The 26,133-nt window shown below is 45.4% G+C and carries 23 protein-coding genes and 1 tRNA gene; 13 read left to right on the top strand and 11 right to left on the bottom strand.

Annotated features, from left to right (window positions below; translation table 11 throughout):
• Nucleotides 1-290 precede the first annotated feature (290 nt).
• Nucleotides 291-746, top strand: a complete 456-nt coding sequence (locus ACQRBJ_RS04940; RefSeq protein WP_295347861.1) for a DUF6078 family protein — start codon at nucleotides 291-293, stop codon at nucleotides 744-746.
• Between the two features lie 543 nt (nucleotides 747-1,289).
• Here the strand turns inward: ACQRBJ_RS04940 and ACQRBJ_RS04935 are convergent.
• Complete coding sequence (locus tag ACQRBJ_RS04935) at nucleotides 1,290-2,600, bottom strand: S28 family serine protease (RefSeq protein WP_445303019.1); 1,311 nt, start codon at nucleotides 2,598-2,600, stop codon at nucleotides 1,290-1,292.
• Nucleotides 2,601-2,813: 213 nt separating this feature from the next.
• On the opposite strand from ACQRBJ_RS04935, the gene ACQRBJ_RS04930 reads away from it, so the two are divergent.
• Nucleotides 2,814-3,251, top strand: a complete 438-nt coding sequence (locus ACQRBJ_RS04930; RefSeq protein ID WP_295347996.1) for a transcriptional repressor — start codon at nucleotides 2,814-2,816, stop codon at nucleotides 3,249-3,251.
• Nucleotides 3,252-3,418: 167 nt separating this feature from the next.
• Here ACQRBJ_RS04930 and ACQRBJ_RS04925 read toward each other — a convergent pair.
• Nucleotides 3,419-3,491: transfer RNA gene (locus tag ACQRBJ_RS04925), tRNA-Lys, on the bottom strand.
• Nucleotides 3,492-3,697: 206 nt separating this feature from the next.
• Here ACQRBJ_RS04925 and ACQRBJ_RS04920 point away from each other — a divergent pair.
• Complete coding sequence (locus ACQRBJ_RS04920; protein WP_217761017.1) at nucleotides 3,698-4,066, top strand: DMT family protein; 369 nt, start codon at nucleotides 3,698-3,700, stop codon at nucleotides 4,064-4,066.
• A 39-nt stretch (nucleotides 4,067-4,105) separates the two neighbouring features.
• Nucleotides 4,106-5,389 (top strand): O-acetylhomoserine aminocarboxypropyltransferase/cysteine synthase family protein, encoded by a 1,284-nt coding sequence (locus tag ACQRBJ_RS04915; RefSeq protein ID WP_294967675.1) that lies wholly within the window; start codon nucleotides 4,106-4,108, stop codon nucleotides 5,387-5,389.
• Between the two features lie 164 nt (nucleotides 5,390-5,553).
• Here the strand turns inward: ACQRBJ_RS04915 and ACQRBJ_RS04910 are convergent, their stop codons facing one another.
• Entirely contained in the window at nucleotides 5,554-6,357 is an 804-nt protein-coding gene (locus ACQRBJ_RS04910) for an MBL fold metallo-hydrolase (RefSeq protein ID WP_294967678.1), read from the bottom strand.
• Between the two features lie 112 nt (nucleotides 6,358-6,469).
• Between ACQRBJ_RS04910 and ACQRBJ_RS04905 the strand changes: the two genes are divergently transcribed.
• Nucleotides 6,470-6,949 carry a hypothetical protein gene (locus ACQRBJ_RS04905; RefSeq protein WP_445302994.1) on the top strand — a complete coding sequence of 160 codons (480 nt, stop codon included), beginning with the start codon at nucleotides 6,470-6,472 and terminating at the stop codon, nucleotides 6,947-6,949.
• Here the strand turns inward: ACQRBJ_RS04905 and ACQRBJ_RS04900 are convergent.
• A complete protein-coding gene (locus ACQRBJ_RS04900; RefSeq protein ID WP_445302993.1) occupies nucleotides 6,903-9,095 on the bottom strand; it encodes a BamA/TamA family outer membrane protein in 2,193 nt (730 codons plus the stop codon). The two genes, ACQRBJ_RS04905 and ACQRBJ_RS04900, sit on opposite strands and share 47 nt — an antisense overlap.
• A gap of 153 nt (nucleotides 9,096-9,248) precedes the next feature.
• Here ACQRBJ_RS04900 and ACQRBJ_RS04895 point away from each other — a divergent pair, with 153 nt between their 5' ends.
• The 3 genes from ACQRBJ_RS04895 (at nucleotide 9,249) to hisB (ending at nucleotide 11,868) form a co-directional block, all read left to right on the top strand.
• Nucleotides 9,249-9,998: an RNA methyltransferase gene (locus tag ACQRBJ_RS04895; protein ID WP_441932256.1), complete on the top strand. Its 750-nt coding sequence runs from the start codon at nucleotides 9,249-9,251 to the stop codon at nucleotides 9,996-9,998.
• An 87-nt stretch (nucleotides 9,999-10,085) separates the two neighbouring features.
• Nucleotides 10,086-10,763, top strand: a complete 678-nt coding sequence (locus ACQRBJ_RS04890; protein ID WP_445302992.1) for a hypothetical protein — start codon at nucleotides 10,086-10,088, stop codon at nucleotides 10,761-10,763.
• A 28-nt stretch (nucleotides 10,764-10,791) separates the two neighbouring features.
• Nucleotides 10,792-11,868 carry a bifunctional histidinol-phosphatase/imidazoleglycerol-phosphate dehydratase HisB gene (gene hisB / locus ACQRBJ_RS04885; protein ID WP_445302991.1) on the top strand — a complete coding sequence of 359 codons (1,077 nt, stop codon included), beginning with the start codon at nucleotides 10,792-10,794 and terminating at the stop codon, nucleotides 11,866-11,868.
• A gap of 90 nt (nucleotides 11,869-11,958) precedes the next feature.
• Here hisB and ACQRBJ_RS04880 read toward each other — a convergent pair whose 3' ends face one another.
• Nucleotides 11,959-13,020 carry a porin gene (locus tag ACQRBJ_RS04880; protein ID WP_445302990.1) on the bottom strand — a complete coding sequence of 354 codons (1,062 nt, stop codon included), beginning with the start codon at nucleotides 13,018-13,020 and terminating at the stop codon, nucleotides 11,959-11,961.
• A gap of 350 nt (nucleotides 13,021-13,370) precedes the next feature.
• Here ACQRBJ_RS04880 and ACQRBJ_RS04875 point away from each other — a divergent pair, with 350 nt between their 5' ends.
• The 3 genes from ACQRBJ_RS04875 to ACQRBJ_RS04865 all read left to right on the top strand — a co-directional run bounded on the left by ACQRBJ_RS04875 (nucleotide 13,371) and on the right by ACQRBJ_RS04865 (nucleotide 15,386).
• The gene (locus tag ACQRBJ_RS04875) at nucleotides 13,371-13,877 is read left to right on the top strand and encodes an RNA polymerase sigma factor (protein ID WP_445302989.1); all 507 of its coding nucleotides are present in this window, start codon (nucleotides 13,371-13,373) and stop codon (nucleotides 13,875-13,877) included.
• Nucleotides 13,878-13,953: 76 nt separating this feature from the next.
• Complete coding sequence (locus ACQRBJ_RS04870; RefSeq protein WP_441932253.1) at nucleotides 13,954-14,949, top strand: hypothetical protein; 996 nt, start codon at nucleotides 13,954-13,956, stop codon at nucleotides 14,947-14,949.
• A gap of 14 nt (nucleotides 14,950-14,963) precedes the next feature.
• Nucleotides 14,964-15,386 carry a hypothetical protein gene (locus ACQRBJ_RS04865; protein WP_441932252.1) on the top strand — a complete coding sequence of 141 codons (423 nt, stop codon included), beginning with the start codon at nucleotides 14,964-14,966 and terminating at the stop codon, nucleotides 15,384-15,386.
• On the opposite strand, the gene ACQRBJ_RS04860 is transcribed toward ACQRBJ_RS04865, so the two are convergent.
• Nucleotides 15,370-16,056, bottom strand: coding sequence for a response regulator transcription factor (locus tag ACQRBJ_RS04860; RefSeq protein ID WP_445302988.1), 687 nt, complete (start codon nucleotides 16,054-16,056; stop codon nucleotides 15,370-15,372). The genes ACQRBJ_RS04865 and ACQRBJ_RS04860 overlap by 17 nt on opposite strands.
• Before the next feature lie 34 nt (nucleotides 16,057-16,090).
• Nucleotides 16,091-17,509, bottom strand: a complete 1,419-nt coding sequence (locus ACQRBJ_RS04855) for a sensor histidine kinase (protein ID WP_445302987.1) — start codon at nucleotides 17,507-17,509, stop codon at nucleotides 16,091-16,093.
• Nucleotides 17,510-17,670: 161 nt separating this feature from the next.
• Here ACQRBJ_RS04855 and ACQRBJ_RS04850 point away from each other — a divergent pair, with 161 nt between their 5' ends.
• Nucleotides 17,671-19,911, top strand: a complete 2,241-nt coding sequence (locus ACQRBJ_RS04850; RefSeq protein WP_445302986.1) for an outer membrane beta-barrel protein — start codon at nucleotides 17,671-17,673, stop codon at nucleotides 19,909-19,911.
• Nucleotides 19,912-19,962: 51 nt separating this feature from the next.
• Here the strand turns inward: ACQRBJ_RS04850 and ACQRBJ_RS04845 are convergent, their stop codons facing one another.
• Complete coding sequence (locus ACQRBJ_RS04845) at nucleotides 19,963-20,361, bottom strand: FKBP-type peptidyl-prolyl cis-trans isomerase (RefSeq protein ID WP_022121977.1); 399 nt, start codon at nucleotides 20,359-20,361, stop codon at nucleotides 19,963-19,965.
• 142 nt (nucleotides 20,362-20,503) lie between these two features.
• Here ACQRBJ_RS04845 and ACQRBJ_RS04840 point away from each other — a divergent pair, with 142 nt between their 5' ends.
• Entirely contained in the window at nucleotides 20,504-21,790 is a 1,287-nt protein-coding gene (locus ACQRBJ_RS04840) for an NAD(P)/FAD-dependent oxidoreductase (RefSeq protein WP_445302985.1), read from the top strand.
• 1 nt (nucleotide 21,791) lies between these two features.
• Here the strand turns inward: ACQRBJ_RS04840 and ACQRBJ_RS04835 are convergent, their stop codons facing one another.
• The 3 genes from ACQRBJ_RS04835 to ACQRBJ_RS04825 form a co-directional block, all read right to left on the bottom strand.
• On the bottom strand, nucleotides 21,792-22,820 hold the full coding sequence (locus tag ACQRBJ_RS04835) for an alpha/beta hydrolase (protein ID WP_445302984.1): 1,029 nt from the start codon (nucleotides 22,818-22,820) through the stop codon (nucleotides 21,792-21,794).
• Between the two features lie 173 nt (nucleotides 22,821-22,993).
• Nucleotides 22,994-23,299, bottom strand: a complete 306-nt coding sequence (locus ACQRBJ_RS04830; RefSeq protein ID WP_445303018.1) for an outer membrane beta-barrel protein — start codon at nucleotides 23,297-23,299, stop codon at nucleotides 22,994-22,996.
• A 275-nt stretch (nucleotides 23,300-23,574) separates the two neighbouring features.
• Nucleotides 23,575-26,133 carry an outer membrane beta-barrel family protein gene (locus tag ACQRBJ_RS04825; protein WP_445302983.1) on the bottom strand — a complete coding sequence of 853 codons (2,559 nt, stop codon included), beginning with the start codon at nucleotides 26,131-26,133 and terminating at the stop codon, nucleotides 23,575-23,577.

Here is a 26,133-nt window from a genome sequence, read left to right as displayed (position 1 = left end):
TCAATACTTTAGCAAAATGAGACTTCTCTAAAAAATGGAGGGAGATGTATCATCGAAGTATCATAAATCAAGGAGAAGTATCATCAAAATCGGGCTTGGTGCCAGAAAAATATGCCGAAATGTGTTTAAAATAAGCATAAAAAAGATAAAATACTCATGCTCATGGGAAAAAAGATAAAATACTTATGCTCATGGGAAATAGAAAAAAGACAAAACACTCATGCTCAAGGCAATAAATACACTTTTTCTGCGTTAAGAGAGAAAGTTATTTATTTAAATACTTACGAAACATGGATGAAAAGGAATTATTGAAAAAGGCTTTTAAGTACGGAAACGTACCTAGCAACATCACCTATTGCTTCACCGAACCATGTCCGATGAAAGACAAATGCATACACTATCTCTCTGCACTCTACAAAAATGAGGAGACTGAAAGAGGAGACGCCATTTTCCCTAATGCTCTCAAAAACGGGAAATGCAAGTACTTCGCACCACTCCGTGTCGTGAAAATGGCATGGGGATTCGACAAACTCTTTGCTGAAATGAAAGTAAAAGACGCTCCTGCCTTGCGCGCTGAAATGAGAGACTACCTCGGCAGCAAAGGACAATACTATCGATACAAACTGGGACAACTCAAACTCTTGCCGGAACAGCAGAAATATATCAAGCAACTCTTCGCTCGATACGGATATAAGGATGTTGAGTTCGAGCACTTCTCTGATGAGATTGACTTCACTAAAATCTAACCGTTACAAGTGTCTAGTATTTCTGTTTTATAAAACTGATAGTGTCTACTTTTCCAGTTTATAAAGTATGTCAATACAAACTAGGAATAAGGTAAAAAACTGACAAGTAGGACTAGGAATAATGACCATAAGGAGGTCTGTTACAGCCCGTCAAGCGGTCTATCTGTGCCCATCAGACGGGCACTCAGAGACCAAGTGGTGGGCATCGAGAGAACAAGTAACGGGCACTGATTGCCCGTACTGCGGGCATCGAGTGCCCAAATTGAGAGCCTAAATTTGGGCACTCAATGCCGGTGAGTTGATTGATTGTTATTTGGATTTTAAACATCAAAAACGAAGTAAAAAAGAATCAAAAACGAAGTACCTTGTAAAGAAAAGTAAAAATCATGACACTTCTATGATACTTTAATGATACTTCTCGGCTCTAAAACCGAGAAGTATCATTTTGTTATCTTTCTATCCATCAAGCCTTTAAGTCAATATTTTCAACAGAAAAATGAGACTTTGAGACTTTTTTCGAGAAAAAACTTTTTCGCATAAGACTTATTCCTTTAACCATCCACTAATCAAGTTGATGATTTCCTGTCTTGTTGGCTCAGGGAATGAAAGGATGCGAGCCTTGTGCGAACCACCAGGACACATATATACATGCAGGTTCTTCTTGTTCTTGGTGAACGGCAAACCATAGATACCGGATGCTCCCCATGGGTCAATGTCACCATAGATATATACCATCTTCGGATCGTTCTTGGTCAGGAAGTCGACAGTATGATTGTAAAGCGCTGGCGAGAACTTCACATTCTCAGCACCCTTTGGTACCATCAATCGCTTCAGATATCCCTTAGCCGTCTTGATGCTGAGATATTTCTTGAACGGTTTGGTATAATAGCCATAATATCCCAACTCTCTTGCAGCCTGCACATCAAACGAAGCGGTAGCATTATAATTGGTGAAATAGCTTGGCTCACACATATTGATCCAGTAATCAAACACTTTTTTGTCATCCATATCACTTGCAGGAATCTGATTGATATCCTCGCCCCACTGCCAGAAAGCAAAAGCATATTCAAATACCGAGAAGTCGAAAATTTCTGGCAATGGAGCATTAAAGACATACTTCTTCTCATTGCAATACTTCTCGAACATTGGCAACAAGGCTGCCTTGCGCTTAAAGAGAAGCAACTGGAAATTGAGCACCTTCAGTCTGTTCTCCTTTGTGGATACCTGATACTGCAGGAACTTTTCATGTCTGCCATCCTCTACACCCTTATTGAGCGGTGCTACGTATGGTACTGAGATATCTACATCATCAGGAAAATAAGAACGATAGAACATTGTTGTCTGTCCACCCTTGCTGATACCGGTAGCAATCCACTTGCCCTTATACATCGCATGCAAAGTTTTGTTCACATGATGCAGGTCATAAAGCGAATTTTCTACGGTAAGGTAATCCCAGTTACAAGGATTAGGCATCGACTTATTGAAATAGCGATACTCCACGGTGATGATATTGGTATCGAAGAGTTTGGAAAGTTCCTCGATATATCCCTCATGCAAGGCATAGTTGGCATCATATCCTTCTGTCACGAGAACGGTAGGACGGTCGAATCCACGATGGCACAGAACCACTCTCTGATCAAAGCTACCCTTGGAAGCATCCTTGCCATCCAATTGCTGCTTGATGAAGAACACATATTTCTCCGGGAAATGTGTACTCTTCAGTGTTTCCACATCACTTACTCCTGGCAAAGCTGCCAATCGCTTACCAGCCTCTCCTAATTCTGCCGCCAATATCTGCAAAGGCAGAATCAACAAAAGCAGCATTAGTCCGAAGGCAGACTTCACGCTGCTCATTCGGTTTCTAAAAGTTTTCTGATTCATTGTTATCTCTTTTATAAATTCTTATTCAGCGTTCTGAAGTGCAAAGGTACTTCAAAAAATAGAGAATAGAGAACATGAAGAAGAAAAAAGCAAATATTTATAATAAAAAAGCGCAAATATCTTATTATATTTCGTATCTTTGCACCTAGATAGATAAAATAATAACAAATACATATATATAATAAGGTGGAAACAGAAGATATTATCCAAAAATTGGAGGCAAAGGGTATTAAACCGACAGCCAACCGTATACTCGTGATGAAAGCTTTGAAGAGCGACTCTCATCCCCAGAGCCTCAGCATGCTGGAACGAAAGATGGTGACGATGGACAAGTCGAGCATCTTCCGTGTGCTTACGCTTTTTCTGGAGCATGACGTGGTTCATGCTTTTGAGGACGGACGAGGTATCCTGAATTATGAGATATGCGAAGAGGACGGCGCATGTGATCATCACGATGGTCATATTCATTTTTATTGTGAATCCTGCCAGCGTTCTTTCTGTATGGAAGACATTCATATTCCGAGTTTCCAGTTGCCCGAAGGTTTCTTCCCCCACTCTGTTTCTTTCGTCATCAAGGGGGAATGCCCTGAATGTAGGAAGAAAGGCTGTGGCAGAAGCATCTAGACTAGAGTATAGTTCATAGTATAGATAAGGCACGGATTACACGGATTTATAGCGCTCATGTAAATAAAGCGCATTTATAATCTCATAGAAAAATCCGTGTAATCCGTGCCTAAAAACAGAAAGCAAAAAAACTCCGAAGAACAAAAGTTCCTCGGAGTTTTCTCTTGTACACCCTTAGGGATTCGAACCCTAGACCCACTGATTAAGAGTCAGTTGCTCTACCAACTGAGCTAAGGGTGCATCCATTTCGTAAAAGCGAGTGCAAAGGTACTACTATTTTTTGAAACTACCAAACTTTTTCTCAATTATTTTCACTTATTATGCAAAAAAGTGGTAAAAAGCACTCAAAACAGACTTTTTTTCATCTAAAACACGATGTTTTCGGACAAATCCTTCGTATTTTCGATGTTTTGTAGTACCTTTGCACACATTAAACAATTATTGTTATGAATGGTATATATACTATATTATTATTGGTACTGAGCAATATTTTCATGACATTGGCTTGGTACGGGCATCTCAAACTTCAGCAGACAGGGGTGAGCAGCAACTGGCCTCTGATAGGAGTCATCGCCTTCAGTTGGGCCATAGCCTTCTTTGAATATTGCTGTCAGGTACCAGCCAACCGCATCGGATTCATAGACAATGGCGGTCCTTTCAATCTGGTACAGCTGAAAGTGATACAAGAATGCGTATCGCTTATCGTCTTTGCCATCATTGCCAACATCCTCTTCCAGGGACAGGGATTGCATTGGAATCACCTGGCTGCATTCATCTGCCTGATAGCGGCAGTATATTTCGTATTTATGAAATAAACATATAATACAATAACAACATAAAAAACATAACCGACAATGGAAAAGAAATTGCGTGTTGCTTCCCTCTGCGTACAGGGAGGCTATGAACCAAAGAACGGCGAGCCGATTGAGGTGCCAATCTATCAGAGTACGACATTTAAATATGACAATTCTGAGGAGATGGCGATGCTCTTCGATTTGAAGAAAGAGGGATATTTCTATACCCGACTCCAGAATCCAACTAATGATGTTGTGGCCAAGAAGATTGCTCAGCTTGAGGGTGGCGTGGGCGCAGTGTTGACTTCCAGCGGTCAGGCTGCCAACTTCTACGCTGTGTTCAACATCTGCGAGGCAGGCGACCACATCGTCACCTCTAACGAGATTTACGGTGGCACCTTCAATCTCTTCGGTGTAACCTTGAAGAAACTCGGTATCGAGTGCACCTTCGTAAATCCTAACGACAGCGAGGAGGAAATCCAGAAGGCTTTCCGTCCAAATACCAAGGTAGTTTTTGGTGAAACCATCAGCAATCCTGGCTGTGCAGTACTCGATATCGAGAAGTTTGCACGCATCGCTCATAAGAACGGTGTACCTCTCATCGTAGACAACACCTTCGCCACACCTATCAACTGTCGTCCATTTGAATGGGGAGCCGACATCGTTACCCACTCTACCACTAAATATATGGATGGTACAGCCTCTCAGGTAGGTGGCGTTGTTGTGGATAGCGGCAACTTCGACTGGATGGCGAATGCCGAGAAGTTCCCTGGCCTCTGCACTCCGGACGAAAGTTACCACGGATTGACCTACGTAAAGGCATTCGGCAAGATGGGATATACAACCAAACTGGTGGCTCAGCTGATGCGTGACCTGGGTTCTATCCCTGCACCAATGAATTCGTTCATCCTGAACTTAGGTCTTCAGAGTCTCCATCTCCGTATGCGTCAGCATTGCGAGAATGCACAGAAGGTAGCAGAATTCCTGCAGAACGATGAGCGTGTGGCTTGGGTTCACTATAGCGGACTGAAGGGCGATGAATATTATAATCTTGCCCAGAAGTACATGCCAAACGGCACCTGCGGTGTTATCGCATTCGGATTGAAGGGTGACCGCGAAACAGCAATCAAGTTCATGGATTCGCTCGATATGATTAATATCGTGACTCATGTGGCTGATGCCCGTACTTGCGTGCTCCATCCAGCCAGCCATACCCACCGTCAGCTTTCAGACGAGCAGTTGAAAGAGGCAGGTGTTGCCCCAGATTTGATTCGTTTGTCAGTAGGTATCGAGGATGTCGAAGATATTCTGGATGATATCAAGCAGGCATTGGATAAAATTTAGAAGAAGAGGGTGGCATAAACTTCTCAGGATATAGATAAGGCACGGATTACACGGATTTATGGTGCCAATATAAGTTAAGCGATTATCATCTCTCATAAAAAATCCGTGTAATCCGTGCCTAAAAACTGCAAAGGAAAGACTTTATGCCACACCTTCCTTTTTATTTACTCCAGTTTATAAATCTCACTAGGCGTCTTCCGCTTCAGCACTTCCAGTTCGAAGTCCTTTCCGGCTACAATGCCTTTGCTTCGCAGAATCTGCTCCACGGTCTTTCTCGCCAGTTCGGGATGATTGTTCTCCTCACTGAGATGGCAGAGCCAGACATGGCGAAGGTTTGGTGTGGCATAATCGGCCAATGCATTGGCACAGTCATCATTGCTGAGATGACCGTTAGGTCCCAGAATTCGATCCTTCAGATACTGAGGATAAGGTCCCTGCTGAAGCATCTCTACACTATGGTTGGCCTCTATCACCAGATAGTTGGAACGACTGATAAAATCGTGCATCTCCTCGGTGATATGCCCCACATCAGTAATGAGACAGAAGGTTACGCCTCCACACTCTACAAAATAGCCCACATTATCAGTACTGTCATGAGGCACCCCAAAAGGAGTCACCTTAAATTCCCCCACATTGAAAGGTACGCTTTTCTCGATGACATGCACATGATTGGGCGCAATTTTCTTTCGGACGCAATAATTGCGCTCGATACCTACATGAACTTTACGGGTTGTATATACTGGTAGTTTATAATCAGTACTCAAGCTGCCCACCGACTTTACATGGTCGGCGTGGTCATGAGTGATGAGGATGTGATGTACATCCTCGAAGCGTAATCCATAGTTATGGAAGTGCTTCTTCAGTGTTCTGATTCCTACTCCAACGTCTATCAATATCGAATCCGTATCAGTGTAAAGATAGTAGCTATTGCCACTACTTCCACTGCCAAAGGATATAAATCTTAGCATTTTAATTGTTATTTTACTGCAAAGTTAGCAAAAAAGATTCTTATTACAAAGTTTTTTACTATCTTTGTGCACAAAATAAGCAAATAAATAGATATTTTAAGAAATAGGAATCATGATAAAAAAACATATAATTGCCATAGGAATGGCTGTAGTAGCCATAACTACAAGCCTTTACATCCTTACAGGATGTCAGGCACACGAAGGTAACGAAGAACAGTTGGAAAACGACCTAGATTCTTTTGCCACCTATTATTATAACTGGCAATTTCCAAAGGCTGTCAAGTTCTGTACTGCCAGTTCAGAACCATGGCTGAAGTATGCTGCCAGCAATGTACATGAAGCAGATGTGGAACTTTTAAGGAACAAGGCAGAGGATGCCACGGTAGAAATCAACGACATCGATTTCGGTGATGACGAAGTAAGCGCCATTGCTGATATCACCGTGCGGAACTTCCTGCAGATGGACAGCATTGGCGAGGAAGCACACCTCGTAGAAGAGGCCGACTTCCTGTTGCCAATGTGTATGGAAAATGGGGTATGGAAGGTTAGAATGGCAAGCCTACCGCAAAGTGGAAAGAAAAATCACGACTAAGCTTTGGGTGAATAATCGCCCAATGCTCATCTCCACTTTCATAGGCAGGATTAATCGCCTTCATACCCATATCCAAACGTAGGATGAAATAATCGAAATTCAATCGGAGTCCCAAACCATACGCTGCAGCTATCTGCTTATAGAACTCATTTATCTTGAACTGTCCTCCTGGCTGTTCGGCATAATTGCGGAGCGTCCAGATATTACCGGCATCCAGGAACAGCGCTCCTTCAAACTTCCAGAAAAGAGCAGTACGATACTCTGCATTCAAATCCAGCTTCAAATCTCCCGTCTGGTTGATGAAGTCGATTCTGCCATCATTTCCTTTATATTTACCAGGACCCAATTCTCTGACTCCCCATCCTCTCACCGAGTTGGCACCACCTGAGAAGTATCGCTTCTCGAAAGGCAGCACGGTACTGTTGCCATACGGATAGGCCACACCAAGACCGGCATGCAGCGCCAGGGCATTGCGCTTATCCAACTGCAGGAGATGGGTATAGTCGAAATCAAACTTGGCATACTGAGCGTATGCGATGTTCAGGAACGTATGCTGTCCCTGCGAATTGGTTCTGAATCCCAAGGTCTTAGAGAAACCATCAAGCAGATTGCCTGCCGACTCCACATTCAATCGGAAAGCATCTACCCCATTGCTATAGGTCAGTCCAAATCCCATCTTCATGATAAAGATATCTTCATAATTATAGCGCAAGATGGCATTTCTATTATCATCATTGTCGAGATAATCCTTCTTGAATGTCTCCGAAATCCAAGGCATATATACATAGTTGAGATCGAGCAGGTCGAAACGCCAAGCCAGATGATGACGTGGTTCAGCCCAGCGATAACGCCATGCCGTTGAGAAGACACGGCGATGGAACTCCGGACGGTTCTGTAAATCCCAGCTTACAGACAACTCGCTATTAGCCGTCTGTCTGCGGCGGAAATTCTTGGAAAGGAAAGGTGCCACGAATCGTGGGAACACCAACTTTCCCTCTACCGAATACTCGGTATAGTTCTGGTCCTGGTATCCCTCCAGACCAGTTATTGCCTCGTAAGCGCCACGGAGTTCGATGCTCAGCTGTTCACTGCCACGGAATAGATTTCTGTTGGTATAAGTGAGCGATGCTGCAGCACCAAAATCGCCTGCCGTATTGGTTCCTTCCGGCTGGAAAGAGATTGTAGAAGGCTTATTAGTGCTAACCTGAATATTACAATCCAGCAGACGGTTGAAGTCATCATCACCAGCATTCAGATTCTTTCCGAAATAAGCTATCCTATCACTATCAGGCACTTCCGTAAATCGGATATTGGTATACTTCACCGCTTGCAGACGGGCAAAATTATTATAGGTGCGCTGCAAAGCAGAGGCACTATAAGGTCTTCCCTCCTTCAAGACTGTAGCATTGAGCAATACCTGACGGCGAAGGTGAATACGGTCACTATCATTGCTGAGATAATTGATATTGCGAATCTGATAACGGGGATGATCAGTTTCGGGTGCATTGCTGCTAGCCTTATACTTCGTAAGATGCAAGGTTAAAGCAATATCATTCTGTCCTGCTATCGTATCGGCACTAAAATAGATAAAGTCTTTGTTAAACCTAAAATAACCGTCATCCATCAGCAGGTTGGCAATGCGTTTGCGCTCATTATCCAGCGCCTCTACCGAGAATCGCATCCCTGGCTTGAGGTTCTGGTTGTCGGGGTCATCGAGATGCAGAATGTTCTGTATGTTCTCATCCTCAACATCATACTCCACCTTACCCAAGACATACGGAATGCCGGGATGCAAAATATACTTTGCATCCAGTTTCTTGCCTTCAGTGGTGGTATAGAGCGAAACGCCAGCATGCATGAATCCCTGGTTCTGCATTGCCTTGACAAGGTCCTGACAAGTAAGCCGAGCCTGCAAGGTATCGTAGATGACCGGCTTCCTGCTGAAAGGGTTCTTAAAGAGCGAAAAGAGTTTCGGTTTCTCTTTCTGGCGCACATACTGCTTGAGCGCCCCAGCATCATAATCATCTGAGTCGCTCTCCATCTCTACCTTATTTAATATATACTCTCCCTCTGGCACGTATTTGCTGGAAGAACAAGCCCCCAAGAGCAACGGCAAAGAAAGGATGAAAATCGTTTGTTTCTTCACTAATCTTATTCGTTATTTGCCTAATAAGACAATGTAAATATCCATTTTAGACTGCAAAGATAATGCAAATCACAGACAATACAAAATTAAATGCGAAAAGAAATCTTAATTTATTTTGTATTGTCTGCTTTTTGCAGTATCTTTGCACGCATAATGATTAGCAAGAATAAGATAAAATACATTCGTTCTCTTGAACTGAAGAAGAATCGTAATAAGGAAGGCAAGTTTGTTGCCGAAGGTCATAAGGTGGTAGACGACTTACTCGTTCTGCAACCTGCCGACCTCATCGTGGCAACAGGTGAATGGCTCAAAGGCAAGCATTTCCCAGCACAAACAGAAGTGATTGAGGTTACTGAAGAGGAGCTGAAGAAAGTAAGTTTCCTGCAACATCCGCAACAGGTTCTTGCCGTTTTCAAACAGGCAACATCAGGAGATTACAGCATCAACACCAATGAACTGAATCTGGCTCTTGATGGCGTACAAGACCCAGGCAACCTGGGTACCATCATCCGCATTGCCGACTGGTTTGGCATCACCCATATCTATTGCAGTCAGGATACTGCCGATGTATACAACCCAAAGGTGGTGCAGGCTACGATGGGCAGCATTGCAAGAGTAAAGGTAGAATATGGCGATTTGCTGGGTCTGGTAGAATCTCTTCCAAATAATGTTCCCGTATACGGAACCTTATTGGACGGTGACAACATCTATCAGCAAACGCTCGAAAACCGAGGACTCATCGTGATGGGAAACGAAGGAAAAGGTATTTCACCTGCCCTGGCAAAAAAGGTGAACCACAAATTGCTTATCCCTAACTTCCCGGAAGGAAGAGCCACTGCTGATAGTCTGAACGTGGCTATCGCAACAGCCATTACCTGTTCTGAATTCAGAAGAAACTTTTAAGGGTAAAAAAGTAAAAAGGTAAAAAAGTAAAAGGGTAAAAAGGTAAAAAATACAAAAGCGATAATTAGAAATTAAAACAAGATAGTTATGGAAGGAAATGAATTATTTAAGCAGCGCAGCATAACTGCTTGTATGAAAGCATCCTACAATACAGTGACGAGCGACATCAAATCGTTTGTCAAGCAAACTTGGGCTACAAATGTTCCGTTTGCGGTATTGTTGGCTATCGTACTCTACTTTCTCCTCCCCAACAAGTCGCTTCACGATTGGGGAGTAGTAAATCCGATGGCATCATTCATTCTGCAAACCATCATTTACTTAGCCACCATCGTCATGGCAGTCATTTCGTTCTGGCACCTCATGCCACGAAAGCAACTGTGTGCAAAGGGCGAAAAGCGCAAGGTTGGCAAGTCTTTGCTCCGTATCCTCCGTCATTTCGGAGGTTTCTTCATGACTTGCTTCCTCGGCATCATGATTGTAGGCATTGCCACCTTTATCGCAGCCTTGCCTTCCATCATCCTCATCATCGCCCAGTTCTACTCACAGCTAGGCGCTCTTGATGGCGACCCACTGGGAGTACCAGGGTACTTCACCCCACTCCTCTTCCTCGTCTTCACCATCACCAGCCTCCTTATCATCTATGCACTGAGCTGGCTTGGCATATCCTTGGCCTACCTTTATGGTTCGTACAAGGTAACAGATGAAGAAAAGCAGAAACAGATGGACAGCCAACAGATGACAACCACAGAAATAGAAAAGTATTAATCATATTAGCATAAAACACTAAGAGAAAATGAAACAGACAAGATTACTCTTCATCGACCGCGATGGAACCCTGATTCAGGAACCAGAGGATGAGCAGATTGACAGCTTCGAGAAGCTGGTATTCACCAAGGGCGTATTCCGCAACCTCGCCTTCATTGCCCAGCACACCGACTACGAGCTGGTGATGGTGAGCAACCAGGACGGACTGGGTACCGACTCCTTTCCGGAAGATACCTTCTGGCCAGTACACAACTTCATCATCCAGACCCTGGAGAGCGAGGGCATCCACTTCGCCAAGCAGCACATCGACCGCCACTTCCCTGAGGATAACTCACCAATGAGAAAGCCAGGCACAGGCATGCTGACCGAATATATCGACAACCCAGCATACGATATGGCAAACAGTTATGTAATCGGCGACCGTGAGACGGATGCCCAGCTTGCTGAAAACCTGGGTTGCAAGAGTCTGATTCTCGGAAAAGACGGTATGGACTGGGATAAGATTGCCGAGATTCTCTTTGCCGGCGACCGCATTGCCGAGGTGAAGCGCACCACCAAGGAGACGGATATCTACATCAAGGTAAATCTCGATGGCAGCGGCAAATGCGACATTTCTACCGGTCTTGATTTCTTCGATCACATGCTGGAGCAGATAGGCAAGCACGGCATGATGGACCTCACCATCCACACTAAGGGCGACCTCTATGTGGATGAGCATCACACCATTGAAGATACGGGTATTGCCCTGGGCGAATGCCTGCTGCAGGCGCTGGGCAACAAGCGTGGCATCGAAAGATACGGCTACAGTCTGCCGATGGATGATTGTCTCTGTCAGGTGGCATTGGATTTCGGTGGCCGTCCATGGTTGATTTGGGATGCCGAGTTCCATAGAGAGAAGGTGGGCGAAATGCCAACCGAGATGTTCAAGCATTTCTTCAAGAGTCTGAGTGATGCGGCAAAGATGAACCTCAACATCAAGGCTGAGGGCGAGAACGAGCATCACAAGATAGAAGGCATATTTAAGGCACTTGCCCGCTCGCTGAAAATGGCGGTAAAGAGAGACATCTACCATTTCGAGCTTCCTAGCTCTAAGGGAATGCTGTAACTTTTAGGCACGGATTACACGGAGGCTGGCGCTATGAGTTTTTTAAGTTACGCAAGTCAAAAAAATCCGTATAATCCGTGCCTAAAAAAATTAAAACTTTGTCATGAACTCCACAACAATCTTATCTTTTTCTGAAACTTTAGCTATACCACCTTTGCGATAGAAATACTTCTCGTAGTTGATACGGATATCCGAGATGAAAGGCTTGGCAAGGCTCAGGGTTACTCCGCCAGTTACACGATGGCGCTTGTAATCGTTTATCTTCAAGGCATCAAGCTCAGTATCAGAACCGCCATATCGAGTACCATCGCTGTGGTCGCTCATGAAATCATATCTTGCCAAAGGCGAAACCTTCCTGATGATGCTCTTCTGATTGATGACCGGAATGTCATAGCAAATGAAGCCATCGAAAGCATGCACATCGTGGAAAGCATCCTTGCTGTAATGCTTGTAAAGATACTCAGCCTCAGCAATGAAACCACCTTTGTGGAAGGTGATACCACCATCATACATCGTTACCGTGATATCAGATGGCTTGATCTTCTGGGTGCTCAACACCAGGTTCACATTCGGGAAGAGGAACTGTGCCTTGGCAGAATAGTTAACGCCCTTGGTCCAGTAATCCTTCTGGTTGGTCAAGCCCGAACCGTTGAAGATACCGGCATTCACCACGATAGGGAAACCAACATTCCAGGTATATCCTATTTCTGCACCCACGTCGCGAACGTTACCTACCTGCTTGGCGATGAACGAACGGTTGGCAAAGTACTGCTGATGAGGAGAACGGTGAGCATCGATGGTGAATGGCACACGCTCCTGACCGATGGTGAACTGCAGGGTCTTCCAAGGCTTGATGCGTGTATAGGCATCGAGCATCTTGATCTTACCCTCATCACAGAGATCAATCTCAGCCTTATAACTAACCTCCTTTGTTACATTTCCTGCTACATTGATACGGGCCGTACGCACCTCAAATCGACCCTCCCCCTCTTCGGTCTGGTACTCATACTTAGAGCGGATGGTTCCACCAATTTTCATGGTCTTGGTGAATTCCCCGATGCCCTTCTCCAAAGAGCTGTTTCCAGAATTCTGGGCATTCATTCCCATCGACACCATCATGAGTGCCATCAACAAATACGTTTTCTTCTTCATTTCTTACCTTATTATATATACACGTAAATCTGATTTTCTTAATTCCGAATGAAATCTTTTCCGATGATGCGGAAAGACATCTTCTTCATTTTGACTGCAAAGGTAAGGAGAAGATATTTCTACCGTAAAACATAAGTATTACAAAGCTGTTACATCACTGATTTTCTGCACCTGTAATATCATTGTAATGATGGCAAAAACAGAGGAATAAACCACTTCATCCACAAATAAAATAAAAGATATGTCTATATCTCAAATTTTTATGCTATCTTTGCACGGAAATGTACGAAGGTAGCATTTTTTTGTTTACCTTCCGCCTCTTCTTGCGTCATACACATAAAAAGAAACAAATGGAAGAAACAGAATTTGAACATATCGTCCAGGAAATGCGCCCCAGGTTGACGGCACATTGTCAACGTTATCTCTCGGCAGGAACCCTTGCCGAAGAAGCCGATGACATCGTGCAGGAAACCCTGGTGAAGCTCTGGAAGATGCGCGACAGGCTCTCTGAATACCAGAGCATCGAGGCCTTAGGTATGACGATAGCCAGGAATCTCTGCATCGACCATCTGAGACGCAACAAAGCCCAGACGGCATCGCTGGAACAGATGAAGCATCCCGCAGAAATCTGTACGGCAACCGAGCATACCGACCAGACCATCATCGGCGAGGATACGCAAAGGCGACTCAACAGGGCGATGGACAGGCTTCCGGATACGCAGAGAAGAATGCTGCTATTGAGAAGCGAGGGAAAGAGCCTCGATGAGATTGCCGAAATCTGCGGAGCCAACAAGACGAGCACCAAGACGATGATTTCTGCAGCAAGAAGATCATTGCTGAAAATGATGAAGTCATAAAAGGCTGGTGCTCAAATTGAGCTCTAAATTAAACTTCAAATTGAATTCTAAAAAAGGAACTCTAAAAAGGAAAGAAATGAAGAAACTAGAAGATATAACCTATCGCCACGGGCTGATAGAGCGCTACCTCGATGCTGATACCAGCGTGGAGGAAGAACAGGCATTGGCTGATTTCTATCGCCATTGCGAGAATAAGGATTTAACGGATGAGGATCTCGACATCAGAAACCTGATGCTGGGGATGGAGAACTATACTCCGAATTTCCATCAAACAGAAATGGAAATGATGGAAGAATTGGACGGAAAAGAAGAGATGAAAGAACTGGACAGAAAAAAAGAAGCTGATGGACAGCCGCAAATGAAAGAGATGTCCCTTGCAGCTTCTAAGAAGCACAAAACAAGATGGGTACGCCTCTCTGCCATTCTTCTCGCTACGGCGATGCTGGCAGGCCTCATCTTCCTGCTCTTCCCTATCAAGGATTATTTCTCATCCTCTTCTGAACAACAACCTAGCCTTGCCAATCTGGTTCCTACAGAGCAGGTAGTTCGCTCGCAGCCATCTTCCAAGGATGAAGACGGGAACCTGAACGCATACGAAAAGATGGAACGTGCCGACTCCCTCTTCCTGGCTGCAACCCAGGATATCGTGACCCCGCAGGAAATGAAGTCAAGCAAGATGGCCCTTGCCAAAAGAAAGAATATCGCAGAAAGAAGTGAGAAACATGCAGGGAAGACTGCAGAAAATACAGAAGAGACCTCTTCTGGCAATACGGAGAAGACTGCAGAAAATACGGAGAAGACTTCAAGAAGAAATGAAAAGACTTCCGGCAATGCCGGGAAGACTTCATCTGAAGCAGAAAGAAGCATTCATGAAGATTTCACTCAGATTTATGAAGTAGCCTCTGCCGCCCTGCCTTCTGCCGAGCAGCTGACCATCAACCGCCAAGGCAATAACATCGTTATCTCAACCCTGGACAACGAAGGCAACATGCAGCATTACACCATCAATTCATCAGAGACACAAGATGGTAGTTATCAACTACTTCCACTGGCACAGTTAAACGATTTATAAAACTCTCTACGCTTATGAAAAAGTATATTTTCACCATTGCATTTGCTCTGCTGGGCATAACCAGCAGTATGGCATCGAAGGCAGATACCCTGCGTATCTACAGCATTGACGGTGAGCGCATCCCAAATTTCACCGGCAAGGAGCTTATCGGTAAAACCATCAAGAATTACCGGGTAAACACCACCGTCTTGCCGGCACCCAAAAGCGATGTGATAGAGATTCATATCATCACCACTACCACACCTCCTGCCCCCAAGCCAGACCCTCACTATCTGATCAAGGGCAGAGAGCAGGAGCTGACTAAAGAGGAATTCAACAAGATTTCTTCCAGCAAGATCAGAGCCATCGAGATCTTGAAAGAGGGCACCAAGGCCATTCAGGAAAGAGGTTTGAAAGAGGATGGCAGAAGCTACATCATCGTTACTCTGGAGAAATAACAGACAAAACACATCCCTTTTTCTTCAGCGACTCAATCTTAACGGTTGCATCATGCTGAAGAGCATGGCGAAGATACGTCATCTGCACATTCACAGCCTGGGAGTTGGCATAGCTTACGGTACCCCACACCGCCTCCTGTATCATCTCCTTGCTTACTACATTACCGATATTCTTCGCCAGCAGACGGAGGATGTCGGCTTGTCGGCTGGTGATGAGCACACGAGAGGAACGGGTACGAAGCTCATTATTGTTATAGCTGAAGGTGGTTTCACCGAAATGATACACCTCCTCTTCTATCGTCTCACTCTCATTCATGGAGAACCGCTCCTCTATTCTTGCCAGCAACTCTTCCGGATAGAAGGGTTTGGCAAGATAATCGTTTGCCTTCAGGGAGAAACCTTTCAGTCGATCGTTCTTCTCCGTACGGTCGGTGAGAAAGAAGATTAGTACCTTCGGGTCGATAGCTCTGATGCGATCAGCCACCTCATAGCCATCCATCTCCGGCATATTGATGTCGAGCAATACCAGGTCGGGCTTCACCTCCGGGAACTGCTCCCATGCCTTCTTGCCATTGCCGGCATAAGTCACATCGTAGCCATGCTGCTGCAGGAAACTCTTCAGCAACATGGAATACTTCAAGTCATCGTCTGCAAATAATATCTTGATCATTTTTTCTGTTGTTTATAGCGTTAAACCGGATGCATCAGGAGTGCTGCGGGATGATGATCGAAATCCTGGTTCCCTTGCCCACTTCGCTCTGCATCATTTTCCTGCCCCCATGGGCCTTCACAATTATATCCACAAAACTCAAACCCAAGCCGATGCCCGGCTGCATCATATCCGGGTAAGCATTGCTGCGATAGAACTTCGTCCAGACTCTCTGCTGCTCGTCGGGCGAAATTCCGATACCATTATCTGATACAGAAATCATGACTTCCTCCTTCTCGGTATCTCGGCAGGCAACATGGATATTGACAATATCGCCGGAATACTTCACCGAGTTCTCCATCAGATTGCTGACCACATTCAGAAGCTGGTCTCTATCTCCCATCATCCGGTTGGAAGTGCGCTGGTAATCGAGCGAAACATTCACCTCCTTCTGTCTGTTCTTTCGATACACAGCCACCAGATTCTGCAAGGCGGCATGGATATCGAAAGACGTTATCTGGAGCGGGATATGTTCCTCTGCCCTGATTACTTCCCGAAGTTTGGCGAGATAGGCGGTCAGGTTATCGCTCTCCTCTCTAACCGTCTCCATGATGAGAGCATTCTCATCCTTCTCATCAGTCTTTTGAGCAGAGAATACAGATACACACATCTTCAGCGTCTGCACGGGGCGTTTCAGCTCGTGAATCATCGTATGCACGAAGTCGCTTCGCATCTTATCCACCTTCTTCTGCAGGAGCATCACCTTGATGAGATATGCTATGCTCAGGAGAAGCATGATAGTAACCAGCAGACTTCCTATTATCTGCCACATCATTCCCTTCAGGATGGGCAGCATCGGCACCTGCATTCTCATCTGCATCGACTGATACTGGATAGGATTAAAAGGCACTTCCACCAGCATTTCCTGACGAAACAAGGTAGGAGGCTCTACGATTCTTGTCTGCCACAGACGATGCTTGCCCATCTTCATCTCTGCCCCGATGAAATCATTGCCCAGTTTCTTACTGATGAAACGGTCAAAATGCGCCTTGTCAAAGTGGGTAAGCTGGTAAGTGATGTAAGTATTCAAACAATCAAAAGAATTGTTGGAATCCGTCTCACGCAAATCGAAAGTATCTCTCTTCTGCATCACGTTGCTGAATCCCGGCTTGGTATACACCACTCCACCTATGATTGTATCCGTATCCAGCGGAGAGCAAACCGTTGTAACGGGACGCTTGTAGTCTGAAAAATATGCCGTGACGACATAACCGATATGTGATTTTTCTTTTACCGCCTCTCCGATATTTGTCTGATAAGTGACTATTGCCTGTTCCGCCTTTTCGGCATTTTTCTTCCCCATCTCTCCCATCGAATAGGTCACGCTATTATAGAGCCAATAGGTCTGCAAGCCTATCAGCAGGAAAGAGGAAAGGATGGCGAGCAGCCAGACTTGTTTGATTCTTCTATTCATATCATTTTTCTTTTTTCGATGCAAAGGTACGAAGATTTCACTATATATAATAAGGTGAAGTCCGATTATTTTGCCAGCGTAATGTTTCAGTAATGATTATTTGCGATTTTAAGCCCGAAAAGCTGTTCCTTTGCAGACGAAAACAAAAAGCAAGGAAGAAAATGAAGAAAGAAACAGTTATATGTACGATGCTAGCCACCGCCACCTGTGCAACAGCACAAAACGGGAAATTCCCGACATCCGGAGTTTCCGCAGACTCGGTACAGACTGAAAAAGATTCGATCAAAGCTGATAAGGAGACTGAGATCTATGCTGATAAGGAGGCTGAGACAAAAGCTGATAAGGAGGCCGAGATTCAAGCCGTAACCGTAACAGGTCATCGCCCGATGTACAAAATGAGAAACGAGACCCTGGTTACCCGTGTCCGTAATACTCCTTTGGCAAAGGAGCCAACGCTGGATGATGTATTGAAGCACATCCCCGGCATGAAACAAACCTCCGATGGAACTCTGGAAGTAAACGGGCTGGGAGCCCCCATCATCTATCTCAACGACAAGAAGGCGACTTCTGCCGAACTCTCTCATCTCGATGTGAAGCAGATAGATGAAATAGAACTCATTACCACTCCTGGTGCAAAATATGATGCAACGACGGGAGCCGTACTGAGAATCCTGACGAGAAGAACAGACGAGGGTATATTCGGCAAGATGCAGGTGTATGATAAATTGAGCGAGGTGAACACCAACCACGAGGAATTGACCCTGGGTTGGGTAACGAAGAAGATTTCGCTCACAGGATTTTACGGCTACACAGACAACCGATACAATGTGCATCAGCCACAGGAAGCGCTCGTAAGAGCCAAAGATGGCGAATATCTCTTCGGAACCGACCGCCATGGCAAGAACAAGGCAAATTATAACGCTACAGAACTCAACTTCGACTGGTTGCTCAGCAAGCAACACGAAGTGGGAATACAATGGGAAGGGCTTTGGCTGAATGGCGGCAGAAGCGAGAAACAGCAGCAGTACTATCGCTATCCTAACCCAGCAGGAGAAGATACAAATAGAGAGATGAAGCTTTCTGATGCGGATGGCGAGATGAAGTATTTTGATGCGGAGAGCCAGCAATGGGGACACCAGCGCAGTCACCACTTCAATCTCTTCCATCTAGCTAAATGGTCGAAACATCTCTCATCACAGATTTATCTGGACTATGCCAGAAACAAGGATTCTGACAGACAGCCTATCACGGAGAAAGAAGGTAGCGAGATGCAGGAAACCCTCAACCGTTCCAATTCCAACTACGATATCTATAGTGGAAGAATCGAAGTCAAGCAACTCATCTCAGACAAGCATTCCATCAACTATGGTGGCGAATGGAGCCTGATGGATGGCAAGGGTAGAACCGAAAGTTCTGCCGATATGCTTGGAACTACGGAATACAAAAACCACGATACCAAGACGGCTACTTACCTGCAATATCAGGGTGAAGCTGGCAGATGGAGCTGGTGGGCAGGCATCCGATACGAGCATCTCACATCCCGATACACCAATCTGTCGGAGGAATCTCCCGACAATATGGAGCGCCATTACGACCAGTGGTTTCCATCGTTCGGTATCACTCTCAAAGAACCGTCGTGGCATCACTCGCTCAGCTTCCGCACTACCACCGCCCGACCTTCTTTCAGTCAGCTCAGTGGGAACATCTACTATATCTCGCGCTTTCAGTATCAGATCAGCAATCCGAAACTGCAGCCTGTCAACACCTATCGTCTGACCTACTCCGTGCAGTGGAAAGATTTCATGGGAATGCTGAGATACACCCGTACCGACCACTCCATCATGTATGTGCATGAAGTGGCGGAAGACAAGCCCGTAAGATACGTGAGTACATTCATGAACTTCAACAAGATTCAGAAATACATGGCATATCTCAACTGGGGACACGTCTTCGGCTGCTGGCGCCCAAATGTCAATGCAAGCATCACTTACCAGCGCTTCTCCGTAAATGATCATGGAGAGCTAATCAGTTACAACGGAGCAACTTGGAATGCATCTTTTGACAATTACTTCACGCTACCAAACGACTATCAGCTGTCGCTCTCCTACAGTTTTGACAACGGAGGGCAAGTGGGTAAAACGAAGTTCAGCCCCACTCAGAACTGGAGTCTTGGTGCCAACAAATCGTGGATGGACGGCAGATTACAGGTTGCCTTCAGTGCCAACGACCTCTTCCATCAGCAACTCTTCAAGGAGCGAATCCACGAGCATGCCGTTGACTTCTCCCAGACTGAGGATTACAAGCTATGGAGCTACAAGTTGACCGTAACCTGGAAATTCAATAAGCGCAAGGGAAGATACAACGGCATGAACAGTGCGGAAGATGAATTGAACCGACTATAGCCGGACAAGACACTCTTATCTTAATGATCTTTATAATTTCAAGTATCCGGGTTATCCCACTCCCAGCAGTTCTACTTCGAATATCAGGGTAGAGCCGCCTGGGATGCCCGGCTGCGAGAACTTGCCGTATCCCATCTCGGCAGGGATGTAAAGTTCCCACTGGTCGCCCACGTGCATCTGCTGCATGGCAACAATCCAGCCATCAATCAGGTCGCTCAATCGCATGGCGAATGGCGTGCCGCCACGGCTGGAATCAAACTTCTTGCCGTTGATGGTCCAACCGGTGTAATGAGCCGTCACGATGCTGCGTCGGCTAGGCTGTGCTCCCTTCGGGTCGCCCTGCTTCAACACCTTATAATATATACCACGAGGCAGCGCCATAACGCCCTCCTCCTTTGCCTTTTCCTCCAGCCAACGCTTGTTGGCCTCAACATATTCTCTTTTTGCCATAAATCTATTTGATACTTGATATACTATGATTTTTGCGCAAAGTTACAAAAATCTATCGTATCTGCAAAAGAAAAAGAGGAACTTTTCTTCTTTTATCAAAGAAAAGCAGTACCTTTGCATCCTAATCATCAAAAAATACGATATGCCACAATCACTACATATTGCAATTATTGGTGGGGGTGCCGCAGGATTCTTTGCGGCGATAGAGGCCAAGCGCAACTTCCCTCACGCTGACATCACGATTTTCGAGAAAAATTCGAAGGTTCTCGCCAAGGTAGAAATTACGGGAGGAGGAAGATGCAATCTTACCAATTCCTTTGAGGAGATTTCCGACCTAAAACAAGCGTACCCCCGCGGACATAAACTGATGAAGCGACTCTTCAAGAGATTCGACTACCAGCATGCCTTCGACTGGTTTGAGGAGAACGGCGTGCCACTGGTTACGCAGGAAGACCAGTGCGTGTTTCCACAATCGCAGGATTCGCACAGCATCATCGACTGTCTGGTGAATACCGCCAAGCGACTAGACGTGAAGATACAATGCAACCACCAGCTCACCGCCATCACCGAACTGGAGGATGAGCGCCTGCTCCTGGATTTCAAGGTTTCAAAAGAAAGGGGAAATCTATCGGGTGCATCTTCTGCCTCTCATCCCGTTTCCGAAATCAGGCAGATTGCCTTCCACCGGGTAGCCATTACCACAGGCGGTCATCCGAAGCAGGAAAGCTTCAAGCATCTCTCAGACCTGGGACATGCGATAGAGCAGCCTATCCCATCGCTCTTCACCTTCAACATTGCCGACAAGGCTTTCAAGAATCTGATGGGCACGGTGGTTGAGCCGGTATATACCAGCATTCCGGGCACCAAGCTGAAGGCTGAGGGTCCGCTCCTCATCACCCATTGGGGCATGAGCGGTCCTGCCGTGCTGAAGCTCTCATCCCATGCAGCCCGCTATATGCACGAGAACAACTATCAGATTAAGATTTCCGTAAACTGGGTACACGAGAGCAACCGCTCGCTGGTGGAAGAGAACATCCAGGGCATCATCATCGCCAACCCACAGAAGCAGCTGGCTAGCATCCGCCCTTACAATCTGCCATCCCGCCTCTGGCTCTTCCTGATTCAGAAGATGGGATATGCACCCGAAAAGAAATGGAGCGAAATGGGAAAGAAGGGTTGCAACCTGCTGATAGAAACCCTCACCAACGACCTCTATCAGGTGAACGGCAAGGGAGCCTTCAAGGAGGAGTTTGTTACCTGCGGCGGCATCAGCCTCAGCAACATCGACCTGCATACCCTGGAGAGCAAGGTATGCCCTCACCTCTTCTTTGCCGGCGAAGTGCTCGACATCGATGCCATCACCGGCGGCTTCAATCTGCAGGCTGCCTGGACCACGGGGTATGTGGTGGGACAACATATCGGAGAATAGCCTATTCCTCTTTCGAAACAAAGTCTTTTACGATGCGGGTATATTCCTCGTGATGATCGCGATATGCCATAGCATGAACGGAGCCTTTGGCGATGAAGATGGCTTTTCTGCCCTTCGTCTTTGCCTCGTAAAGCGGATGAAGCATGGCGTAGGGCACGAAGGCATCCTTATCGCCATGGATAAAGAGCATCGGTTTGGTGCTCTTGCGAACCTGCTCTATCTGCTGCGCCTCGGCAAACGACCAGCCGTAGCGATGCTGGCAAAGGGCGGAAGTGGTATTCATCAGCGGGAAGGCAGGCAAGCCAAACTGCTCTTTGAGCTGAGCGGAAAACTCATCCCATACGCAGGTATAGCCGCAGTCCTCCACAAAGCACTTCACGTAATCGGGAGTCTTCTCTCCCGATACTGCCATCGTGGTTGCCGCACCCATCGAAATACCGTGAATCACCTGACGGGTATTCTTCACTCTTCGTTCTTCATTCTTCACTCTTCGTCCTTCACTCTTCACTTTAAAAATCTCATTGGCGATTTCCGACCATCTGATCACATCCCATCTATCCTTCCATCCCATCTGGATATGGTCGCCCTCACTCTCTCCATGTCCATACAGATCTGGCAGGAGCACATTATACCCCATATCGTGATTATAGAGATAGGCGATGTGCAGCATTCCCTCGGAGCGCACCTGATAGCCATGCACCACCACGGCAGTCTTTTCCGTAGCCTCCGGTGCATAGAGATAGATGGCATGGGCCTTGTAGCCAGACGGCATCACGACAAAGGTATCCTTCACGCAATGGTGCTGATACACGGAGTCCATCCAGCCAATCATCCAGGGGCACTCTTTCTTCATTCTGTTCTTCCAGTGCTCAGACGTCATTCTCTCATCCTTCGGATAGTTGAGCGAATAATTGAGCATATAGTTGCTGGCGCCATACAGTCCCAGCACCACGAGCACCACCAAGCCCAGAGCCGAAGCGATGCCTATCTTTCTCATCTTTTCCTGTTTCATCTTCATTCTTATTGCCATTACAAATATCTATTATAGAGTTTCCGCTGCAAAATTAAGGAAAAAGATGGAATTAGCAAAGAAACGGAGGGAAAAATCCTGTTAAATTGAAGCATAAAGCTGCATTTATAAGGGTATATGAACTACGACAAACAATCGATAAGCATATCCCAGAAAGGATAGAGTTTAAACAGTTACAATCTATCCATTTCCTTTTTCCCTGCCCCTTTACCTTTATATTTTGTTTTAACTGTATTAAACTTATATCTTACGATACATTCCACTGCCCTTACAGACGCAGCCTTTTCAATATAGACATCATTCATTCCGCTGAAAATGGTAAAAGTATTTTTGCGGGCAGTATTAAAGATGTCATTTGCAGACAACTTGACATTCCATTTTTCAGATAAGTCCTTAGCCAAAGAAAGATTTATCTGTCCAACACTCCCCATCTTAATATTCTCACTATTTCCCTCACTACGCCAACTGTTTTTTGTTATACATCATCTCTTAAAAAAACTAACTCATAGAGATAGCATCCAAAAGTCATAGAGTTACGGGGAGAAAAGCATAGGGTTACGAGAAGAAAACTATAGGGAGAAAAGCTGAAAAAGCCTGATTTTGACTCCAAAACCACAGAAAAAAATAACACGGACAAATTGAATTTGTCCGAACCCTTTGTCCGTCGGCTTATAATATCCTAAATATCAGATACTTAGAACCAACCGGACAATTTGTCCGGACAAATTCAATCTGTCCGTGTTTTAAAAATGAGCTATAATCTGCTCTTTTCTGCATTACCGGCACCCGTACCCTTGTACTTGCTCTTGGTGGCATTGAAGTTATAAGATAAGCTCATACCTACACAACGCTCATAGCCATAACAGTCTTTTTCCATTACAGTATGGCTGCCATACATTGTCCATTGTTCCGTGTCGGTCTTGAACAAGTCGTTGGCATAAACGCCTATTACAAGAGCGTCGTTAAGGAACGACTTTGTGAATTTCATATCCACACGAGCAAATGACTTTGTTTTTTGCAGGTCATTAAGCCTACCCGTCTTATATCTCATATTGAGAAAAGCCTTTAGTGTAGGCGTTATTTTGAAACGATTGTTTAGACGGAAGTTGAAGCATGGTCTGTTTGACAGTTTGTTGACATCAAAACCGTCAGTACACAAGAACGACTGTGTGTAGTCTATCTCTGCCATAGGATTATACCAACCAAAACGGGGCGAAGCCACTATCGAAACATACACATCCTGACTATTATTGAAGTTGACATTGCGTAGAAAAACAATGTCTTTGCCTTGATAGAGTGTGGCTACCCACACCATCGGCTTGTCTATATAGTTGTAGCCAGCATTCAACGACAACCAGTCGTACGCCACATTCAAATCAACATTATTTGTTATACATGGACGGAGATAAGGATTTCCCCCCTCATAAGTATAGCGGTTGTCATACTGCACCTCATCTCGCAGACTGTTATAGCTTGGGCGCCGTGTCTTGCAGGTATAGGCAAGTTGCAATGCCCATTTGCCACTGTTCCATGACATGGAAGCAGAAGGAAACCAATCGGAATATCTACGACTCGGCTCAGTCTGCAATTCCCCGAAATAATAATAATCGGACTTTACATATTCGTATCTTACACCTGCATTTGCAGAGAATGCTCCAAACTTCAAACCATACTCAGCAAAGCCGGCTATGCTCTGTTCGTTAATCTTTGTATTCGATGCATCTACATATTGCTCGGCATTGGCATATTCGCCACGAATACGGGATGAAATAAATTCGGAGCCTACACTTAGTGCTCCCTTCCAAACGGGGTAAGACAAAATGAGTTTGGCAGCAGCCATGTCACTATGCTGTCTGTTACGTGTATGTACGTCGCGACTCTCAATATCTGCGCTGCTTTCTTTGATTGACATAGTCCTGCCTTTCTTTTTCCAGAAATAAGTGGCGTTGAAATCCACACCCAATTTACCAATCTTACCCACATAATAGGCGTTAGCATTATGCACCGGACTAAAGCAATCACTTATATTGGTCGCTTCGTTTACGAATGCTGTTTGCACCCCGTCTTCCATTATCTTCTGATAAGAGTCGGTCGTTCCTCCTTTGCCCGAACCATACTGATTCTCATAGCTCAATCCAAATGTATTGTCATCATCTATAGAATAAGCAAAAGCAACCTTTGCGCCAGTTCCCTTTGAGCGATACTTAATCGGTGAAGTCTGTTCTATAAATATATTCTTCGTGCCATTGATTTTGGTAGACAACACATTATCCTCACCGCCTGGTGTCGTTGTTCCCCAAAGTTCGCCAAACACTTCTGCTTTTCCTGTGCGATATGTTGACGATAGGTATTGCGAACCACCCCACCACTTGTTGAACTTTGTAGTAGTATAGTTCTCGCCACTCCATCCTTCGCCTTGACGGCGAATTGTCCTGATACGAATTACAGACTTAATCTCCGCATTGTATTTGGCACCAGGAGCGGTTACTATCTCTACATTCTTAATATTATCCGACTTCAGTTGATGAAGCTCTTTGAGATCGTTCACCTGTCGGTTGTTGATATAAATAATCGGTGAACCTTTGGCAAACACATTCACCGTTCCATCCGAACTGACATCAACGCGAGGCATTTCGCGCAACACATCAGTTGCTGTACCAATTTTGTTTAGCTCTGAGTGCTCTATATCCACAAGCATTCCCTCTTTGCCCAACTTTATATTCTGGCGTATAGCTTTTACCTTCACGCCTTTAAGGTTTATCGTATTCTCATGCAACACGATAGTTCCTATCTTGCCTGTATTATATGTATTGCTTGCCGTAATATAGCCCACGCAACTTACTCTTACTATCGCCTTTCTCGCCTCGCAGGGAATCACGAACTGGCCGTTCTCATTCGTCACGCCGCCATTAATCAAAGAAGAATCACGGACATTCAGCAGGGCTACATTGGCGAAATCGACAGGGCGATTCTTATTATCTATGATGCGACCTATCATCTTGGTGGGAGTCTTCTGCGTACACTCCACAAAGATGTTTTCGCCATCTATCGTCATCTTCATCGGATAGAAACCCATGATCTGGCGGATGGCATCCGGAGCAGTTCGCTTCACGATACTCGTTGTAACCGTGAAATCCTCCAGTTCATCATACATAAAGTTGATACGATAATCCTTGGTGCTCTTGGCAAGGATGGTGAGCGCTTCTGACATAGAAGTGTTGCGGAAGCTGCGGGTGATGCGTTGGGCATAGATGGTCTGAAGAGAAAGGCTCATCAAACCTGCCAGCAGCATGATATATCTTAATCTTTTCAT

Origin of the sequence: Prevotella sp. SGI.167 (genome assembly GCF_050313615.1) — a bacterium.
GTDB lineage: Bacteria > Bacteroidota > Bacteroidia > Bacteroidales > Bacteroidaceae > Prevotella.
The sequence above is the reverse complement of the archived record's forward strand: the minus strand, read 5'-3'. Positions and strand labels throughout refer to the sequence as shown.